The 18,133-nt window shown below is 52.5% G+C and carries 19 protein-coding genes; 7 read left to right on the forward strand and 12 right to left on the reverse strand.

What is annotated here, in order from left to right; genetic code table 11:
• The 9 genes from ABKW30_RS08850 to urtA all read right to left on the reverse strand — a co-directional run bounded on the left by ABKW30_RS08850 (position 1) and on the right by urtA (position 7,707).
• The gene (locus tag ABKW30_RS08850; protein WP_348598421.1) at positions 1-306 is read right to left on the reverse strand and encodes an urease subunit beta; all 306 of its coding nucleotides are present in this window, start codon (positions 304-306) and stop codon (positions 1-3) included.
• A 5-nt stretch (positions 307-311) separates the two neighbouring features.
• Positions 312-890 (reverse strand): HupE/UreJ family protein, encoded by a 579-nt coding sequence (locus ABKW30_RS08855; protein ID WP_348598423.1) that lies wholly within the window; start codon positions 888-890, stop codon positions 312-314.
• A gap of 19 nt (positions 891-909) precedes the next feature.
• Positions 910-1,212 carry an urease subunit gamma gene (locus ABKW30_RS08860; RefSeq protein ID WP_348598424.1) on the reverse strand — a complete coding sequence of 101 codons (303 nt, stop codon included), beginning with the start codon at positions 1,210-1,212 and terminating at the stop codon, positions 910-912.
• A gap of 15 nt (positions 1,213-1,227) precedes the next feature.
• A complete protein-coding gene (locus ABKW30_RS08865) occupies positions 1,228-2,061 on the reverse strand; it encodes an urease accessory protein UreD (RefSeq protein ID WP_348598426.1) in 834 nt (277 codons plus the stop codon).
• A gap of 16 nt (positions 2,062-2,077) precedes the next feature.
• Entirely contained in the window at positions 2,078-2,773 is a 696-nt protein-coding gene (urtE, locus tag ABKW30_RS08870) for an urea ABC transporter ATP-binding subunit UrtE (protein WP_348598428.1), read from the reverse strand.
• 2 nt (positions 2,774-2,775) lie between these two features.
• Complete coding sequence (gene urtD / locus ABKW30_RS08875) at positions 2,776-3,528, reverse strand: urea ABC transporter ATP-binding protein UrtD (RefSeq protein WP_348598429.1); 753 nt, start codon at positions 3,526-3,528, stop codon at positions 2,776-2,778.
• Positions 3,529-3,531: 3 nt separating this feature from the next.
• A complete protein-coding gene (gene urtC, locus ABKW30_RS08880) occupies positions 3,532-4,719 on the reverse strand; it encodes an urea ABC transporter permease subunit UrtC (RefSeq protein WP_348598431.1) in 1,188 nt (395 codons plus the stop codon).
• Complete coding sequence (gene urtB, locus ABKW30_RS08885; protein ID WP_348598432.1) at positions 4,716-6,332, reverse strand: urea ABC transporter permease subunit UrtB; 1,617 nt, start codon at positions 6,330-6,332, stop codon at positions 4,716-4,718. Before urtB ends, urtC begins: the two co-directional genes overlap by 4 nt.
• Before the next feature lie 82 nt (positions 6,333-6,414).
• The gene (gene urtA, locus ABKW30_RS08890; protein ID WP_348598434.1) at positions 6,415-7,707 is read right to left on the reverse strand and encodes an urea ABC transporter substrate-binding protein; all 1,293 of its coding nucleotides are present in this window, start codon (positions 7,705-7,707) and stop codon (positions 6,415-6,417) included.
• A 257-nt stretch (positions 7,708-7,964) separates the two neighbouring features.
• Here urtA and ABKW30_RS08895 point away from each other — a divergent pair, with 257 nt between their 5' ends.
• The 3 genes from ABKW30_RS08895 (at position 7,965) to ABKW30_RS08905 (ending at position 13,606) form a co-directional block, all read left to right on the forward strand.
• Positions 7,965-11,351, forward strand: a complete 3,387-nt coding sequence (locus ABKW30_RS08895; protein ID WP_348598436.1) for an ATP-binding protein — start codon at positions 7,965-7,967, stop codon at positions 11,349-11,351.
• Entirely contained in the window at positions 11,341-12,261 is a 921-nt protein-coding gene (locus tag ABKW30_RS08900) for a response regulator transcription factor (RefSeq protein ID WP_348598439.1), read from the forward strand. Before ABKW30_RS08895 ends, ABKW30_RS08900 begins: the two co-directional genes overlap by 11 nt.
• 637 nt (positions 12,262-12,898) lie before the next feature.
• Positions 12,899-13,606 carry a hypothetical protein gene (locus tag ABKW30_RS08905; protein WP_348598442.1) on the forward strand — a complete coding sequence of 236 codons (708 nt, stop codon included), beginning with the start codon at positions 12,899-12,901 and terminating at the stop codon, positions 13,604-13,606.
• Positions 13,607-13,744: 138 nt separating this feature from the next.
• On the opposite strand, the gene ABKW30_RS08910 is transcribed toward ABKW30_RS08905, so the two are convergent.
• Positions 13,745-14,158 (reverse strand): DUF2147 domain-containing protein, encoded by a 414-nt coding sequence (locus ABKW30_RS08910; protein WP_348598444.1) that lies wholly within the window; start codon positions 14,156-14,158, stop codon positions 13,745-13,747.
• Between the two features lie 194 nt (positions 14,159-14,352).
• Here ABKW30_RS08910 and ABKW30_RS08915 point away from each other — a divergent pair, with 194 nt between their 5' ends.
• The 4 genes from ABKW30_RS08915 (at position 14,353) to ABKW30_RS08930 (ending at position 16,121) form a co-directional block, all read left to right on the forward strand.
• The gene (locus tag ABKW30_RS08915; protein WP_348598446.1) at positions 14,353-14,667 is read left to right on the forward strand and encodes a metalloregulator ArsR/SmtB family transcription factor; all 315 of its coding nucleotides are present in this window, start codon (positions 14,353-14,355) and stop codon (positions 14,665-14,667) included.
• Positions 14,664-15,011 carry an SRPBCC domain-containing protein gene (locus ABKW30_RS08920; protein ID WP_348598448.1) on the forward strand — a complete coding sequence of 116 codons (348 nt, stop codon included), beginning with the start codon at positions 14,664-14,666 and terminating at the stop codon, positions 15,009-15,011. The genes ABKW30_RS08915 and ABKW30_RS08920 overlap by 4 nt, the downstream gene beginning before the upstream one ends.
• Before the next feature lie 35 nt (positions 15,012-15,046).
• On the forward strand, positions 15,047-15,667 hold the full coding sequence (locus ABKW30_RS08925; RefSeq protein ID WP_348598450.1) for an ATP-dependent Clp protease proteolytic subunit: 621 nt from the start codon (positions 15,047-15,049) through the stop codon (positions 15,665-15,667).
• A gap of 85 nt (positions 15,668-15,752) precedes the next feature.
• Positions 15,753-16,121 (forward strand): YbaN family protein, encoded by a 369-nt coding sequence (locus tag ABKW30_RS08930; RefSeq protein ID WP_348598452.1) that lies wholly within the window; start codon positions 15,753-15,755, stop codon positions 16,119-16,121.
• Here ABKW30_RS08930 and ugpC read toward each other — a convergent pair.
• Both ugpC and ABKW30_RS08940 read right to left on the reverse strand, forming a co-directional pair.
• Positions 16,118-17,194 carry a sn-glycerol-3-phosphate ABC transporter ATP-binding protein UgpC gene (ugpC, locus tag ABKW30_RS08935; RefSeq protein WP_348598454.1) on the reverse strand — a complete coding sequence of 359 codons (1,077 nt, stop codon included), beginning with the start codon at positions 17,192-17,194 and terminating at the stop codon, positions 16,118-16,120. The genes ABKW30_RS08930 and ugpC overlap by 4 nt on opposite strands.
• A complete protein-coding gene (locus tag ABKW30_RS08940; RefSeq protein ID WP_348598455.1) occupies positions 17,191-18,132 on the reverse strand; it encodes a carbohydrate kinase family protein in 942 nt (313 codons plus the stop codon). The genes ugpC and ABKW30_RS08940 overlap by 4 nt, the downstream gene beginning before the upstream one ends.
• Position 18,133: the final 1 nt, after the last annotated feature.

The following is an 18,133-nucleotide window of genomic DNA, read 5'->3' on the forward strand; positions in this document are numbered from 1 at the left end:
TTACAGCTTCCCCATGATTTTTTGTTGGAACCCGTAAACAGTCCTATCGCCGCCAAAAGGAATGAGCGTGACATCACGTTCCTGGCCAGGTTCGAACCGCACTGCCGTACCTGCGGCAATATCCAACCGCTTACCGCGTGCCTGTTCCCTGTCAAAAACCAGCCCTTCATTCGTCTCGTAGAAATGATAGTGGGAGCCAACCTGTATTGGACGGTCGCCAGTATTGGCGACCTTCAGGATAGTTGTTGGAGCTCCTGCATTGAGCACGATTTCCCCTGCAACAGTGATGATTTCTCCGGGGATCATATTGCTCACGCTCCAAATGCCAGCCAGAGACCGGCAAATGCCGTGCCGGCGCCTGCTGCCCGAATAATCAAGCGCCCACGACCAGCGCCCAACAGCATGCCAAGAGCCAAGCCGATAGCATGAAGAAGGGCCGTGGCAACTGCAAAGCCCAGAAGATAGCTCGCTGCTGTCGCAGCTCCCATTTCACCGCCATGAGCATGGCCGTGAAACAAGGCAAAGAAGCCAACCATAAGCATTGCCAACGGTGTAGGAACTCTGATCGCCATTGCGGCAAACAAACCGATGGCGACAACCGAGGCAAGAATTGTAGGTTCAACAAACGGCAAAGGTGCGCCAGCTATAGCCAACAAGAAGCCTGCCATCATAGTGCCGACAAATGCTGCCGGAACCATCCAGAGAGCACGGCCGCCCAGCAACACTGCCCAAAGGCCGACTGCTACCATCGCCAGAATATGATCCGCTCCGAACATCGGGTGGGAGAAACCTGCCGCAAACGAGCCGTGTTCTGCGGGATTGAGGTGAGCAAAAGCTGGCGTGGTTGCAGTCAAGGCCAGAGGCAACGTCAAGAACAATGTCTTCTTCATGGGTTCTCTTTCAAACTAACTAACGAATTGGTTCGTGGACGGTGACAAGTTTGGTGCCATCAGGGAAAGTTGCCTCGACCTGCACATCGTGAATCATCTCGGCGATACCCTCCATCACCTGACTGCGGGTGATGACATGTGCACCCGCTTCCATGAGTTCCGCGACGGAACGGCCATCGCGTGCGCCTTCAACGACAAAGTCTGTAATCAAGGCAATGGCTTCGGGATGGTTGAGTTTCACACCACGTTCCAGACGACGCCTTGCGACCATGGCTGCCATGGAAATCAGCAGCTTGTCCTTCTCGCGCGGCAGCAAATTCATCGTTCAGTTTCCCTTTTATGTTGACCATATTCGTGGCAGCTCAACTCCACCATTCAGGAGACCGAGCAAAGGTATCAGGCGTTTACGTAAGTGATAGGCGTCAAGGTCTACCAGACGCGCCACCAGCTTACCCATCCATGCCGATGCCCCTCCCTGCTCGCCGATGATAAGACGGGCCGGTTCAAGCAACCGCTCGCAATTCTCGGAGACAAGAAGCACCGTTGCGACGGCACGATTACCGCCCAGCAGTGCAGGCCGGTTCGACGACGAAGCCGCATGGGGGCCAATTAAAAAATTTTCAGCATGGAGCAGTCGACCCTTTTGTCGAACGCGCCACTGATCAGAAAAACGGGCAGTCCCGATTGTTTCCCCAAATGCCTTCCGCCCGAATATGGTCGATTCAACGATCAATGCTCGTGCACCCGCAGCCAGATTTACATTGAGGGAACGTTTCAGATCAGCGTTTTCAAACAGGATGGTTTCCTGCGGCAGCCATGCGACATACGAATCTCGTCCCGCGTCAATATGAGTTGAAACTGTAGCAACCGTCCCTGGAACAGCCTTGTAGATTTTCTCACAAGCCTGTGTGGTTATTTGAGCCGAACATTCCTCGCCAAGGGCGAAATCCCAATGCATTGCATCACCGCCGGTAAGGCCGCCTGCGCTATTGATCATCACTGCCTCGAGATGATTACCGGGAACAATCGGGAAACGCAGCTTCGCACACCCCTCCTGAAACAATGTCGAAATCCGTGTTTTCTCTTCTACCTGCCGAACTGACAAACGTCCTGCTCCAGACGCGCGTTGCGCCCGGCTCTGAACAACCAACGGGTAGTCGAGTATATCCAAGCCGTATCCCCAATGTTCAGACCGTCAGGTGACGCCGTGCTTCGGTCGTGTCGAGTATTTCGGCGGCACCGTCAGTCACAATCTCACCTCGATCCATGATGTAGACATGGTCAGCGAGTTCGCGGCAAAAGTCGAGATATTGTTCGACTAGAAGTATAGCCATTCCAAAGGAATCCCGCAGGTAGACAATGGCGCGGCCAATATCCTTGATGATGGATGGCTGGATTCCTTCTGTGGGCTCGTCAAGCACCAGAATTTTGGGGCGCATAACCAGTGCACGCCCGATTGCAAGTTGCTGCTGCTGTCCCCCCGAAAGGTCGCCGCCGCGACGCGACAGCATCGAACTCAACACCGGAAACAGATCGAATACATCGGAGGGTATATTACGTTCTGAACGAGGTAGCTGTGCATATCCGGTTTCGAGATTTTCCTTGACGCTCAGCAGCGGGAATATCTCCCTGCCTTGCGGCACATAGCCAATGCCATGTTTTGCACGCGTGTATGGCGCCATGCCATTCAACTCGGTGCCGTCGAATGCGACCTTACCCGTGCTGACACTATGCTGACCGGTAATAGCCCGGAGCAGGCTGGTTTTACCAACGCCGTTTCGACCGAGCACACAGGTGATCTTCCCTGTCTCTGCCTGCAACGAAACACCACGCAATGCTTGCGCAGCGCCATAGTGCAGATTGATCTTTTCAACTGTCAGCATATTCATCTACCCAAATAGTTTTCAATGACCCGGGGATCGTTGCTGACAAAGTCCAGTGAACCTTCCGCAAGCACAGAGCCTTCAGCAAGACACGTAACCCTCACACCCAGATCGCGAATGAATCCCATGTCGTGTTCGACAACAACAACTGCTCTGGACTTGGCAATTTCTTTGAGCAGAACTGCCGTTTCGACCGTTTCAGCATCGGTCATTCCAGCAACAGGCTCATCGACCAGCAGCAACTTGGGTTCCTGTGCCAAAAGCATACCGATCTCAAGCCATTGTTTTTGGCCATGACTCAGATTGGCGGCGAGTTCGTCTTTGCGTGCTGTCAGTCGCACCGTTTCGAGGATTTCCTCAATACGGGCACTATCTCCCTTTGATAGGCTATAGAAGAGCGTTGCAAATGTTCCACGCTTGCGATTGAGGGCCAATTCAAGATTATCCCAGACGGTATGGCTTTCGAAGACCGTGGGCTTCTGAAACTTCCGGCCGATGCCGAGCCGGGCAATGTCGGCCTCATCCTTCGTCGTCAGATCGATACTGTCTTCAAAAAATACCTGGCCTTCATTAGGCCGCGTTTTTCCGGTGATGATATCCATCATCGTCGTCTTGCCGGCGCCATTCGGTCCGATGATGGCTCTCAGCTCCCCCGGTGCGATAACGAAGGACAGCGCGTTCAATGCCTTGAAACCATCGAACGACACCGACACGTTGTCCAGATATAGCAGGCTCTTTGGTTTGACTTCAGACATCGCCTACTCCGCTGCCAAGGGTTCAGTGGCAAGCTTGGCACCTTTTTCGGCATCTTTGGCGGCACGCAGACGTTCAAGGGCCCCTGCCCTCTTCCGGTCTTTGTTGGATCTCCAAACTTGTTGAACAGTCCCGACAATGCCCTTTGGCAAGAAAAGGGTCGTTGCCACGAACAGTGCACCTAACGCGAACAGCCAGATTTCCGGGAACTGGGCAGTAAAAATACTCTTGCCAAAATTCACAAGTGTAGCCCCAATGATAGGCCCAATAAGCGTTCCCCGCCCTCCAACGGCGGTCCAGATCACGACCTCAATGGAGTTCGCCGGTGCAAACTCGCCGGGATTGATAATCCCGACTTGCGGTACATAAAGCGCACCAGCAACACCTGCCATCATTGCCGAAACGGTAAAGGTCACCAGCTTATAGTTTTCCGGGCGATAGCCTAGAAAACGTGTCCTGCCCTCGGCATCGCGCAAGCCAACGAGAACCTTGCCAAACTTTGATCTGACAATGGCGGAGCTGATGAGCAATGCGACTGCCAGCGCAATTGCCGAGACGGCAAACAGCGATGTCCGCATACCCTGTGATTGAATATTGAATCCGAGCAAGTCTTTGAAATCAGTCAGCCCATTATTGCCGCCAAAACCCATTTCATTGCGGAAGAAGGCGAGCAGAAGAGCGTATGTCATAGCCTGTGTAATGATGGACAGATAAACGCCCGTTACACGTGACCGGAATGCCAGCCAGCCGAAGACAAAAGCAAGAAGCCCGGGAACGGCGAGCACCATGAGGGCAGCGAACCAGAAATGATCGAAGCCATACCAATACCAAGGCATTTCCTTCCAATTCAGGAAGACCATAAAGTCTGGCAGCAGCGGATTACCGTAGACGCCGCGCGACCCTATCTGACGAACCAGATACATACCCATCGCATATCCGCCAAGGGCGAAGAATGCCGCGTGTCCCAGAGACAAAATCCCGCAAAAACCCCAGACGAGATCAAGTGCCAATGCCAGCAAGGCGTAGGTTAGGTATTTGCCAAATAACGATACCGCATAGGTCGGTACATGAAACACGTTATCGGCAGGCACTAAGAGATTAAGTGCGGGCACGATGCATGCGATGGCCAAAAGGATCGCAATACAGATCGATATGTTCCTGTCGAGCGACTTGAAAAGGAACATGCTTATCATGCTTCCACCGCCCTTCCTTTGAGTGCAAAGAGCCCGCGTGGCCGTCTTTGAATGAAGAGGATGATGAGAATCAGGATGAGAATTTTACCAAGTACCGCACCGGTATATGGCTCGAGCAACTTGTTGACGATGCCCAGTGAAAGTGCGCCGACGAGCGTACCCCAAAGGTTTCCGACTCCACCGAAAACCACAACCATGAAACTGTCTATAATATAGCTCTGACCAAGATTGGGCGAAACATTGTCGATTTGTGAAAGAGCAACGCCGGCAATCCCCGCAATGCCTGAACCCAAAGCAAATGTAAAAGCATCAACCCAAGGCGTCTTGATACCCATTGAAGAAGCCATGCGCCGGTTCTGGGTAACAGCACGCATCTGCAGGCCAAATCTGGAGCGCTTGAGTACGAACAGCAGTGTAAGGAACACGCCCGCAGAAAATACAACAATCCACATGCGGTTATAGGTGAGCGTCAGGCCACCAAGTTCGAAGCCTCCCGACATCCAGGATGGATTTCCGACTTCCCGATTGCTTGGCCCGAAAATGGAACGCACGCCCTGTTGCAGGATAAGCGATACGCCCCATGTCGCCAGCAATGTTTCGAGCGGACGCCCGTAGAGGAAGCGGATAATACCTCGTTCAATGACAAGGCCGATCAAACCCGTAATACCAAACGCAATTGGAAGCGCGATCATCAACGACCAGTCGAAGAGACCCGGATAAGAAGATCGAATGACCTCCTGCACGATAAACGTCGTGTAAGCACCGAGCATTACCATCTCGCCGTGTGCCATATTGATGATGCCCATCACGCCAAACGTTATGGCAAGGCCAATCGCAGCCAACAAGAGCACCGATCCGAGAGACAATCCATACCAAACGTTCTGCCCAGCATTCCAGAGTGCTTGCGCCGACTGTAGGCCCTCAATGGCCTTATCTATATCGGTACGGAGATCGACGTTCGCGTCTTCCTGAGCTGCGCTCAGGATGCTGAGGGCATCCCTGTCGCCGCGCTCCGTAATTGTCTTTATGGCTAAGCGCTTATCACCAATCGAGCGATCTGATTTCAGAACGGCGGCAGCCCTCGCCTGCTCCATAACGGATTTGATGGATGCGTCCTTTTCACTTGCTATAGCTGTCTCTATGAGTTCGAGCGCATCTTCGCTTGGTGATGAAAACACCGAATTTGCAGCACGAAGGCGAACGTCTCTATCAGGGCTAAGTAGTGTGAGAGCGCCAATGGCGGTTCTGACCGCGCGCCGCAAGCTATTGTTAACCTTTATGCGCTCGAAGTCTGCCTTGGCCCCCTCCCCGTCCGGGTTCCCGGTGACAGCATCAGTCAAATGCAAAACGCTGCCATCTTCTTTGGCTATGAATACAACATCGTCAGCTTTTCTCGCGTACAGATTGCCTGCCGCAAGTGCCTCGAAGACTGGCACAAGTTTGATGTCGCCAGTGCGGGACAGTTCAGCGACCTTGGTAGCCACCTGCGAGAAGCCACCTTTGCCCAAGGAATTTATACCTAGACGAATATCTTGCTGAGCTTCACCCTTTGAAACCGGGAGCGCCAATATTAAACAGGCAAGAAGCGTTAGTATTTTAACTGCGCGATACATGGGTTTTGAAAGGCGTGATGCCCCGTCCTCTTGTCGAGCAAAGGAAGGCCACGGGCAGGATCGCCCGTGGCTTGCTGATTGATCAGGAACCTTTGCCACCGCACTTGCCGGTAGCCACATTGAAGTTGCCGCACGACATAGGCTTGCGCCAATCAGATATTAGCTCTTTGGAGTCTGGCAAATAATCTGACCACTCATCGCCGACCACCAATCCCGGTGTTTCAAACACTGTTTCGAATTGACCGTCTGACTGGATTTCACCAATCAAAACCGGCTTGGTGATGTGATGGTTCGGCATCATCGTTGAGTATCCGCCCGAAAGGTTCGGGACAGAGACACCAACGATAGAGTCTATCACTTTGTCCGGCTCGGTTGTGCCCGCAGCCTCAACAGCTTTCACCCACATGTTGAACCCGATATAGTGCGCTTCCATTGGGTCATTGGTCACACGTTTGTCGTTCTTGGTGTAGGCTTTCCATGTCTTGATGAATTCAGCATTGGCCGGAGTGTCTACTGACTGGAAGTAATTCCAGGCTGCCAGATGGCCGACGAGTGGCTTGGTATCCAAGCCGGCAAGTTCTTCCTCACCAACGGAGAATGCTACAACGGGGATGTCTTCGGCCTTGATCCCTTGATTGCCGAGTTCCTTATAAAATGGAACGTTGGCATCGCCATTGATCGTCGAGACAACTGCTGTCTTTTTGCCAGCTGAGCCGAACTTCTTGATATCAGAAACAATGGTCTGCCAGTCCTTATGGCCAAATGGAGTATAGTTCACCATGATATCTTCGGCGGCTACGCCCTTGGCTTTCAGATAGGCTTCAAGAATCTTGTTTGTCGTACGGGGATAAACATAGTCTGTGCCTGCCAAAACCCAGCGTTCCACACCTTCATTTTCAGCAAGATAATCAACGGCTGGGATTGCCTGCTGGTTCGGCGCAGCACCAGTGTAGAACACATTGCGCTCGCTTTCTTCGCCCTCATACTGGACAGGGTAGAAGAGTAGATTGTCGAGTTCCTTGAACACCGGCAGGACTGACTTACGGGAAACCGAAGTCCAGCAACCGAACACCGCCGCAACCTTGTCCTTCTCGATGAGATCGCGGGCCTTCTCCGCAAAAAGCGGCCAATCGGAGGCCGGATCGACTACCACGGCTTCGATCTTCTTACCCAGGATGCCACCCTTCTTGTTCTGCTCATCGATAAGCATCAACATGGCGTCTTTGAGGGTGGTTTCAGAAATAGCCATGGTTCCTGAAAGTGAATGCAGGATACCAACCTTGATTGTGTCTTCGGCGGCAAATGCGCCTTGCAGCGCTGTGGCCGATAGCATGCCGGCCAACAGAGCACCTGTGATTCGTGCTTTGATATTCATTATCGTGATCCCCACTGTTTTGAACCGACGCTAATTGCGCCTTGTTATCCAGATGCAGCAGAGCAAATCCGCTGCGTTTGAGGACTATCCGTCAGTGACCGGCGATCCCACATACGTTAAACGACGTAGGTGCCATGACCAAAGTTGTCACATCGGTGCTTTCTTCCACAGTGCATCCAGTGTTTAAGTAAGAAAAAGACAATCCGGTCAGTGCCCTCACTTGGAGCGCGGATCATTGCCAAGGGAAAACAGGACGAATGGTTGCCCGTCAACGCATCGTTCCTATCAGACGCGACTATAATCGCTGGGTAGCGGATCAGACATTGGAGGATTACGCCCTTCGCTTCACGGCGAAGAGCGCGCGACGCTACTCATCACAGCGAATCGCGCAGACTGCAATCGGGGCAATATCATTCCTCGCACTGGAAGCCATTGGCGGCGCAATTACCTTGTCTTACGGCACCACCAACGCAATCGCCGCTACAATTGTCGCGTGCCTTGTCATGCTATGTGTCGGGCTACCGATAAGCCGTTATGCCATCCGCCACGGTGTGGACATTGACCTTTTGACCCGGGGAGCAAGCTTTGGCTATATCGGATCAACTATTACCTCGTTGATATATGCAACGTTCACGTTTTTGCTTTTCGCAATAGAAGCTTCGATCATGTCCGGTGCGTTGGAGCTGGCTTTCGGAATTCCCCTCTGGATTGGTTACATCATCAGTGCCGTCGTCGTGGTTCCGCTCGTCACTTATGGTGTCCGGATGATCAGCAAGTTCCAGCTGATTACACAGCCCTTCTGGATCATATTGAACGTTCTTCCCTTCGTCGTAATTGCCTTCGTCGATTGGGAAAAGTTCGATCTTTGGCGGGCTTTTGCAGGTATTCATGCGCCGGCTGCAACTCCCGGAACCACTGCACCTTTCGTGTTAGCGCAGTTTGGTGCTGCCAGCGCAGTTATCTTGGCCCTGATGGCTCAGATCGGCGAACAAGTGGACTTTCTGCGATTTTTGCCGCCACAGGGACAGCGCAAACTGCGACATCGTATTGCAGTGTTTCTCGCAGGCTCCGGCTGGGTGCTTGTCGGCGCTCCGAAACTGCTCGCAGGCTCATTTCTTGTTGTGCTTACACTTAGCAGTGGTGTCTCGGTGGATCGAGCGTCAGACCCTTCGCAAATGTATTTGACTGCATTTGGATATGTCACCCCATCGCAGAGCTGGGCGTTGATGCTGATGGTTGCATTTGTTGTGGTATCACAGCTTAAAATCAATGTGATGAATGCCTATGCGGGCTCATTGGCCTGGTCGAATTTCTTTTCCCGTCTCACCCACAGCCACCCCGGACGCGTTGTCTGGCTGTTGTTCAATGTCGCCATTGCTCTTTTGCTGATGGAACTGGGCATATATCGGCTGCTTGAAGAAACTTTGGGTATTTTTTCGCTTATCGCCATGGCGTGGCTCTGTGCTATCTCTGCGGATCTTTTTGTCAACAAACGGCTTGGGCTGGCACCGCCCGGCATAGAGTTCAAACGCGCCCATCTTTACGACATCAATCCGGTGGGCATTGGAACGATGGCAATGGCGACTCTGGTTTCGTTGATCGCACATTTCGGATTTCTTGGTGAGATGGCCTCGGCGCTCGCCCCATTTATAGCTCTGATCGTGGCATTCATCATCTCGCCGTTGCTCGCCTGGCAAACCAAGGGGAAATACTATCTCGTTCGCAAACCACGCCAAACATGGAAAACATTGCCAACGCTTAAATGTTCGATTTGCGAGCATGATTTTGAACCGGAAGATATGGCGTGGTGTCCGGCTTATAGCGCTCCGATTTGCTCGCTTTGCTGTTCGCTCGATAGTCGTTGCCACGACATGTGCAAACCCAATGCCAACCTTAATGCACAAGTAGCAGCTGTAGCGCGTTCCTTGCTGCCGCAACGTGCGATCCAGATACTAACATCGCGGCTAGGTCGCTATGGAACTTCGGTGGCGATTGCCTTGACAGCAATCGGCATCATCCTCGCAATGATCGCCTATCAGGCTGGTGGCCCTCCCGAAACGTCTGGCGTCGTAGACCGGACACTGCTGATCGTCTTCTTTGTATTTGCTGTTGTAACAGGAATTGCCTGCTGGTTTTATGTGCTGGCGCACGACAGCCGTGTCGTCGCTGAAGAGGAATCCTCGCGTCAGAACACCTTGTTGCTTAAGGAAATTGCAGCACACAGGAAGACAGATGCGGCGCTTCAGGAAGCAAAGGAAACAGCAGAAGCCGCTAACCGCGCCAAAAGCCGTTATGTGGTTGGCTTGAGTCACGAACTGCGTACGCCATTAAATGCCGTCCTTGGTTATGCTCAAATTCTGGAACGTGACGAGACGATCCCCGCCCCGCGCCAATCTGCAATTCGTGTGATTAAACGCAGTGCTGACCACCTCTCCGGACTTATTGACGGCCTACTCGATATTTCACGCATCGAAGCCGGCCGTCTTCAAGTCTTTTCAGATGAGATTAATCTGAGCGACTTTCTGGATCAGATTGTGCAGATGTTTCAGCCGCAAGCGGATGCCAAGCAGCTAACGTTCAAGCATGCGCGATCGGAGAACGTTCCAAACTATGTCCGTACAGATGAGAAGCGTCTTCGGCAAATTCTCGTGAACCTCTTGTCCAACGCGATCAAATTCACAACAAGCGGCAGCGTATTGTTCGACGTGACCTATCGTAGTCAGGTCGCAACATTCACCATTACGGATACTGGCCGGGGCATCCCGGAAGCGGATCTTTCGCGCATTTTCGAACCCTTTCAACGAGGCGAGGCGGAAAGCATTCGCCCAATGCCGGGCCTTGGACTGGGCCTGACGATTACCCGCCTCCTGACAGAGACGTTAGGTGGCGAAATCCTGGTTTCGAGTGTCCACGGGGAGGGGTCTACATTTCGGGTCCGGCTGATGCTTTCTGCCGTAACGCGTCCTTATATACAACAATCACTGCCACGAAAAATCCATAGCTATGCTGGGCAGCGCCGTACTATCGTAGTTGTTGATGACAATGAAGATCATCGTGAGTTGGTGCGGGAAGTGCTGGTCCCGCTCGATTTCGTGGTACTGACCGCCGCCAGCGGGCCTGAGTGCCTTACTCTCATTGAAGGCGTTATACCCGACCTTTTTCTGATCGATATTTCCATGCCGCAAATGGATGGATGGCAATTGGTAACGCGGCTTCGGGAGACTGGAGAGCTTTCCCCAATCATTATGCTTTCTGCCAATATAGGCGACGCTGCTCCCACGGGTGGACCAGCCGGCCATAACGACACATTGGCGAAGCCCTTTGACATACGACAACTTCAGAACAAAATCGCACAGCTTCTAGGGTTAAGCTGGATTTATGATGATGAGACACCTTTGCCAGTATCTGCCCGGCCGGGTGAAATCATAAGTCCCGGTGAAGCGCACATACGCGAACTGATCAGTCTTGGCGAAATTGGCTACGTCCGCGGCATCGAAACAAAGATCGCAGAAATAGCCAAAGTTGAAGATAACCGTGCGTTCGCCAACGCACTAAGTCAACTCGTTCAAGCATTCGACCTGACTGGCTATGATCGCTTCCTTCGTAAGTTCGAAAACAAAAAGGAGGCGGCCAGTGGCGAGTGAAGCGACCAGTCCCCGCGATATCGTTCTGATCGTTGACGACTCGCCGCAAACACTCGGTTTCCTGACTGACGCACTTGAGCAATCGGGATTTTCCGTGCTGATCGCAACGTCAGGACACGCCGCTCTCAACGTCGTCCAGCGCATTACTCCTGATATCGTCCTGATGGATGCGGTAATGCCCGAGATGGATGGATTTGAAACGTGTACGCGTATCAAATCCACTGCATCAATTGCCCAGGTCCCGGTTATCTTCATGACCGGCCTGTCAGAAACCGAGCACATCGTGCACGCACTCGAATCCGGCGGTGTCGACTACCTGACAAAGCCCATCAACATCGATGAGTTACGGGCCCGCATCAAGGTTCACCTGGCTAATGCGCGTGCAGCTCAAAATGCGCGTGTAGCCCTCGACGCGGCAGGCAGGCACCTTCTCGCTATTGGCAAGGATGGGCGATTGCGCTGGTCGACACCCCAAGCAAACCACTTGATCGAAATAACCATGGGTTCCACGGAAGAAGGGCACCGGGCCCTTGCCGCACATGTGGCTGAATGGATTGCTCAGCGGCAAGTTCACAACGACAAGAGCGCCGTGGTGATTCCGGGAGGGCAGGGTGGGCTACAGTTAAGTTTCCTTGGCGCGTTGAACTCGGACGAGCATTTGTTTCGACTAACGCTCGCAAATCAGGCCAGCGACGATGAGTTGCTTCGCCAGCACTTTGGGTTGACGGGACGGGAGGCAGAAGTGCTCCTGTGGATTGCCAAGGGGAAATCGAACCGCGACATCGGTGAAATTCTGGGATTGAGTGCCAGAACTGTGAATAAGCATCTTGAACAGGTTTATGTAAAGATGGGCGTTGAGAACCGCGCCACAGCTGCGGTAAAAGCTGCTCATATATTGCACAGCAATTGAAAGTTCTCAGCTGAGAACTTTCAGACTTTCTGAGTGGCATCCCATCCAAGCAAAAAGTTCTCAGCTGAGAACTTTTTGCTTTAAGCTACGCTGTAGTCCATTGCGCTAATCCGTGCCCTACGGAAACGTGATCTTGACTTGCGCCATAATGGTGCGAATCTGGATTACCAACCCCAGCACACCAGGACTATCTTTGAGTATCGCCAGACGGGCCGCGACAACACTTGCACAGCAGCAGAAACTAACTTGTCTTTAACTGCTGCTATTCAACATGGTTAATTATTTCTCAACGACTTGACTATTACAGCGCAATTTCTCGTTTCGGCTCGTTTTGTTGCGTCTGCGCCGTCTATGATTCTCCAGATCATCTGATCACGGAGACTTTTGCGTGTAACATTCGCTTACTTGCAATCAGTAGATGAAAGCGCCATGCTCGCCTCGCAATGCCATTGATCGCAGAACGGGCCCATTCGATGCTTGAAAAACGATCCAACTTTAAATTGATCCGAGATGCCATAATGGCAGCAAGCCGGTCTCTGCATTTAATCTCCAACAACGATCCCGATATGGCAGTGCAATCTGGCGACGCATGGTGCATGCCGGAAGAATCCCAACACATATGTCAAGGAACAGGACGATGAACCAGTTTCGTTTCAATAGCTTTGCCGCGGCGCTGGTCGCTGGCGCAGGACTGGCATTTCTTACATTGCCGGTCACCATGACAACTGCGGAAGCGCAATCCACAACAAAACAGTGCAGCACGCAATATCAGGCTGCGAAAGAAGCTGGCACTCTCAATGGGCAGAAGTGGCCGCAATTTCTTTCTGAATGCAGTGCAAAGCTGAAAGGCGATGACGATTCAGAGGCCGCAGCGCCAGCCAAGAAAGCCACAAAAAAGGAAGCAAAGGAAACAACGACCAAGGCGAAGAAAACAGAAACCGCAGCAGCATCCAAGACCGGCATATCCGGCAAAGCTGTAACCAAAGAATGTAGTTCGCAATATCAAGCCGCTAAAGAAGCTGGCACTCTGAATGGTCAAAAGTGGCCGCAGTTTCTTTCCGAGTGCAGCGCCAGCCTGAAAGCCGACAATTCGGACGATGTGACCCCTGATGAACCAGTGGCAGCGCCCAAGAAAACCACTGCCAGCAAACCCGCAAAAACACAGACAGCATCAACCCAGACATCGGCTAATGGTAAACCATTGTCACCCGCCCAGATTGCATTCCGTGCACGCATCAGCGAATGCGGTGATCAATGGCAACAAGCCAAGGCCAGCAATCGTACAGGTGGCAAGACATGGCCTCAATATTGGAGTGCTTGTAATACGCGTCTGAAATCAGAGTAAGCCATACTGGCATTACCTACAGACAACCCGGTAGCATCGTCCAATGCTACCGGAGACTTCCTAAGGTGAATGACCTTCAGTGAAACCGTCGCTGACTTTGGCTATTGGTTACCTTATAGGTCGATGGAACAACCTTGGCTATTCAACACGCTGCCAGATTGACGTCTTGCAAAGAAGTCCGCCAAGAATACATCCCGACAATTCAACATCCTTATCGGAAAACTTTGCTTTACCTGAATAAGTTTTGCCGCTCTCGGTGTCGTAAAGCGATCCAGCGTAGGTGTCTGCACCGGTCGACTTCAGGCTAACAGCCTGAATACCAATAACAGAACGGCTTCTTTTGGAAACATCCGGATTGTTCACGTCATTTACCGGCGTCTTCATCCATACAACGGTTCCACAAAGGCTGGCTCCACAAGGAGCGAGTTCAACCTTGGTGCCTCCGGACTGATTGATATAAGTCCCCGCTATTTCCTGTATCTGCGCAACAGCCCCGGTCGACAAGGTTGCTGCCAGAAGAAGAGGCAGGCCAAATTTTAGAATATTAGACAAATAGAATCTCCGTAAGAATGATCAATCCATACATAACGCATGTGGTTTTGATTTGCTGGCTGATAACTTAGATCAAGAATTGGACAAGATTACGGGCAAGCCGACTATCTGTTATAGCCGCAATACAGCACCCATCTATCAAAGGATTTCGATGGCGCTTGCGAATCACATAAGTGTATGCTTATGTATTGAGCATGAGCGAAACAGAGTTTTTCAAAGCACTTGCAGACCCGACACGACGAGAGGTTTTCGAACGTCTCGCTGACGGCGAAATGAACGCCACGGAGTTGCGTCAGGGTTTTGAGATGTCTCAGCCCGCCATGTCGCAACATCTTGCGGTACTGCGTAGTGCAGGCCTGATCGCTGAACAAAAGCTTGGACGCAACGTAATCTATCGGATCAACCCTGATGGGGTTGCGCAAATACACCAATGGTTGAGCCGGTATCATGCGTTCTGGCCGAAACGCGTCGACGAGCTGAAAAGACTTCTCAAGGAGATGGATCAATGACACGCAATCCAGAAACGCGCATCAGTCTGACCTACGAACTTGATGCTGCCCCGACGAAAGTATGGCGCGCCTTGACCGTCCCCGAATACGTTTCGCAATGGCTGGGCAACCCTGTCGATTCTAATAATGACGATGGGCCACGAGAAAATAACTTTGAGCTACGGCTCATATCGGCAGAACCGGATACCCGTGTTCGATACAGCATCAAAGATGATGAAGCGGTAAGCACGGTGACATTTCAGATCGATGCAAACGGAAATGGCGGCACCACATTTCGTATCGTACATGAGCAGGCAATGATCGCAGCCAACGGCAACTTACCGGTTCTCCGCCAAGCGGCCTGATCAATACTTAAGACATGACAGAGAGGAACTCGCCTATGCGCGACATGATGCAACTTGTCCCTATGGTAGTGGAGCAATCCAGCCGGGGAGAGCGGTCTTTCGATATATACTCCCGGCTGCTGCGTGAACGCATCGTCTTTCTCAACGGGCAGGTGGAAGATGGAATGGCAGCTTTGATCTGCGCACAGTTGCTATTCCTTGAATCCGAGAGTCCCACCAAACCGGTCTCCATGTACATTAATTCACCGGGCGGCGTCATTACCAGCGGCTTGGCCATATATGACACAATGCAATTCATCACATGTCCCGTCGCAACACTGTGCATGGGTACGGCGCGATCAATGGGTTCATTTCTGCTGATGGCTGGAGAGCCGGGTCATCGAACCGCATTGGTAAATTCCAGCCTCCATGTGCATCAGCCGCTTGGCGGCTTTCAGGGTCAAGCGTCCGATATTTTCATTCACGCCGAAGAAATGCGGCAAACCAAACACCGGATGATAAGGCTTTATGCCGAGCACTGCGGGCGCTCTTTCGAGGATGTGGAACGCACCTTGGACCGTGATCACTTCATGACTGCCGAGGAGGCTAAAGATTGGGGATTGGTCGACACAGTTCTATCCAGAAGGGGAGGGCAGCAGGCACTGCTTCCGACTTGAGTTAGCGCTGCAAATCCGCTGACATCACGCGCAAAAACATGTAGACCGTTCCCAACTATAAATAGTGGGCCGGAAAGCAAGCGTTATGAACAAGACGAAGCGGACGATTTATTTCGTGCTCGGTTGGATTATGGTTGCGCTCGGCTTTATTGGTGCGCTTCTTCCAGTAATGCCCACAACTATCTTTCTCATTCTTGCCGCGTGGTGCTTTGGCCGCTCCTCGCCGCGTTTTGAAAAATGGCTTCTCGAACACCCATTGTTCGGGCCGACTTTGGTCAAATGGCGCGAGCATGGCGCTATTCCAATCCGGATCAAATGGATTGCTTGTGGAGGCATGGCCTTCGGCTACGCATCGTTTTATTATTTCGCCCGGCCATCGCCGCTGCTGGCCGGGTTCGTCGCCATATTTTTTATCGCCAGTGCAACTTATGTACTTAGTCGGCCCAGCGTTTAAATTCGCTTTTCTGTTGCCTTGTCAAAGACGTGTAAAGCGCCGGCGTCGATAGAAAAGCGTCGCGTGGTTCCGACCATTACTTGCGTTCGCGGTGGCAAGCTTGCAGTGAGGCGTTGATTACCGACTGTAGCGGTGACAACGAGTTCCGGGCCCGTCAACTCAACCACTTCGATCTTGGCATCGATGCCGAATCCCGTTTCTTCCGCATTGGCAAGCATCAAGCTCTCAGGGCGAATTCCAACTGTGATCTCGCGAGCGGCAGTCGCAGCCTGATGCAATTCCGGGAGCAGTGGAATACCGCTTAATGTTCCATCAATATGAGCAATCCCGTCCGCAAAGGTGGCATCCAGCATATTCATCGGTGGGGAGCCTACGAAACTGGCGACATAGCGCGTGGCTGGCCGGTTATAAATCTCGTCCGGCGTGGCCAGCTGTTCTATCTGGCCGTCCCGCATGACAGCAATACGCGTTGCCAACGTCATTGCCTCTATCTGGTCGTGCGTCACATAGACAATCGTGGTTCCCAGCATCTGATGCAACCGCTTTAACTCGGTTCGCATCTCCATGCGCAACTTCGCATCCAGATTTGAAAGCGGCTCATCAAAAAGGAATATTTGCGGATCGCGGACAAGGGCCCGGCCAATGGCAACGCGCTGGCGCTGGCCACCGGAAAGCTCTGATGGTTTGCGCGCCAGAAGGTTTTCGATCTGCAGTATTTTCGCGGTCTTCTGCACGGCAATATTGCGTTCTGCTTCAGCGACTTTGCGCATTTCGAGGCCGAAACCGATATTACGCGCCACTGTCATATTCGGATAAAGCGCATAGGACTGGAAGACCATTGCAATATCGCGATTCTTGGGATGAATGCCGATAACTGAACGATCCCCTATACGCACATCGCCACCCGTCGCCTCGGCCAGTCCCGCGATGATGTTCAAAAGCGTGGACTTGCCACAACCGGAAGAACCTAGCAGCACAAGGAACTCGCCATCGGCAAGCGACAGGTCAATCCCTTTCAGCGTTTCAATACTGCCGTAGCGTTTGCGGATATCGACAAGCTCAAGAGCGCTCATGACGCTTTCTCCGACACAACTGTAAAATCTTCGCCATCATACCGGCGCGGCACGGTAGATATCGCCATGGATGCAATACGCACTCCGGCACGCAGGCTTTCTTCAATGCTCTGGCCGCTGGCTTGCGCGGCAACAAAAGCTGCGTTGAAAACATCCCCGGCCCCAATAGTATCAACCACAGCAACCAACGGAGCCGCAGCCGATGCCACAACATTGTCGGGGCCTACTGCCAGCGCACCTTCCGGGCCACGTTTAACGACAACGATCGCGCCTTCGGGCATCAAGGACTTGAGCTTGTGGGCCGCTTCGATTGGATCAGTCGTATGCGTGAGGCGTGTCGTCTCCACCTCGTTAAACAAGGCTATATGGCAGCGGCTCAGCCAATGCCTTGTGCGGGTGCGATTTTCTTCTGTCCAACCGTCAATAGGCCATCCGGTATCGAGCGCGATCTCGATATCATGTGTATCAGCCCAATCGAACAGAGCATCATAATCACTGACAAGCACGTCGGTAAGGAACGCTCCACAAAGGATCGCCGTGCCCCCTTTAAGTCGCTCCGCATCAAGCATTGTTCGCACTTCCGGCCACGACAGATGGGCAATGTGCCCCCGCGTTGTAAAGAATGTACGCTCACCATTCGGGTGAGTAATGCCAACAGAAAGGGTCGTACCCATTTGTTCCACCGACCAATGGATGGCATGAGAACCAAAGCCCTGCCGCAGCCACTCACCAAACTGATCATTGCCGACATTGGCTGCGATCTGGAAATCGAGACCCAACCCCAACAAGGTCAAAGCAGCATTACCCGCCGAGCCACCCACCCGAAGTTCGTCATGATCGACCATAATCTCGGTTCCCGGCGTCGGCCACGGATCCGCGGGGCCGAGGATAAGATCGACATTGACATTACCAATAACGGCTAGAGGCCGAAGCGTCATC

The organism is Phyllobacterium sp. SB3 (assembly GCF_040009165.1).
GTDB lineage: Bacteria > Pseudomonadota > Alphaproteobacteria > Rhizobiales > Rhizobiaceae > Phyllobacterium.

Coding starts and splice junctions, on each gene's coding strand:
- urtB (WP_348598432.1), bottom strand. CDS start 6,332: ATGTATCGCGCAGTTAAAATACTAACGCTTCTTGCCTGTTTAATATTG.
- ABKW30_RS08915 (WP_348598446.1), top strand. CDS start 14,353: ATGAGCGAAACAGAGTTTTTCAAAGCACTTGCAGACCCGACACGACGA.
- ABKW30_RS08895 (WP_348598436.1), top strand. CDS start 7,965: ATGGTTGCCCGTCAACGCATCGTTCCTATCAGACGCGACTATAATCGC.
- ABKW30_RS08925 (WP_348598450.1), top strand. CDS start 15,047: ATGCGCGACATGATGCAACTTGTCCCTATGGTAGTGGAGCAATCCAGC.
- ABKW30_RS08905 (WP_348598442.1), top strand. CDS start 12,899: ATGAACCAGTTTCGTTTCAATAGCTTTGCCGCGGCGCTGGTCGCTGGC.
- urtC (WP_348598431.1), bottom strand. CDS start 4,719: ATGATAAGCATGTTCCTTTTCAAGTCGCTCGACAGGAACATATCGATC.
- ABKW30_RS08860 (WP_348598424.1), bottom strand. CDS start 1,212: ATGAATTTGCTGCCGCGCGAGAAGGACAAGCTGCTGATTTCCATGGCA.
- urtD (WP_348598429.1), bottom strand. CDS start 3,528: ATGTCTGAAGTCAAACCAAAGAGCCTGCTATATCTGGACAACGTGTCG.
- ABKW30_RS08855 (WP_348598423.1), bottom strand. CDS start 890: ATGAAGAAGACATTGTTCTTGACGTTGCCTCTGGCCTTGACTGCAACC.
- urtA (WP_348598434.1), bottom strand. CDS start 7,707: ATGAATATCAAAGCACGAATCACAGGTGCTCTGTTGGCCGGCATGCTA.
- ABKW30_RS08920 (WP_348598448.1), top strand. CDS start 14,664: ATGACACGCAATCCAGAAACGCGCATCAGTCTGACCTACGAACTTGAT.
- ABKW30_RS08850 (WP_348598421.1), bottom strand. CDS start 306: ATGATCCCCGGAGAAATCATCACTGTTGCAGGGGAAATCGTGCTCAAT.
- ABKW30_RS08930 (WP_348598452.1), top strand. CDS start 15,753: ATGAACAAGACGAAGCGGACGATTTATTTCGTGCTCGGTTGGATTATG.
- ugpC (WP_348598454.1), bottom strand. CDS start 17,194: ATGAGCGCTCTTGAGCTTGTCGATATCCGCAAACGCTACGGCAGTATT.
- urtE (WP_348598428.1), bottom strand. CDS start 2,773: ATGCTGACAGTTGAAAAGATCAATCTGCACTATGGCGCTGCGCAAGCA.
- ABKW30_RS08940 (WP_348598455.1), bottom strand. CDS start 18,132: ATGACGCTTCGGCCTCTAGCCGTTATTGGTAATGTCAATGTCGATCTT.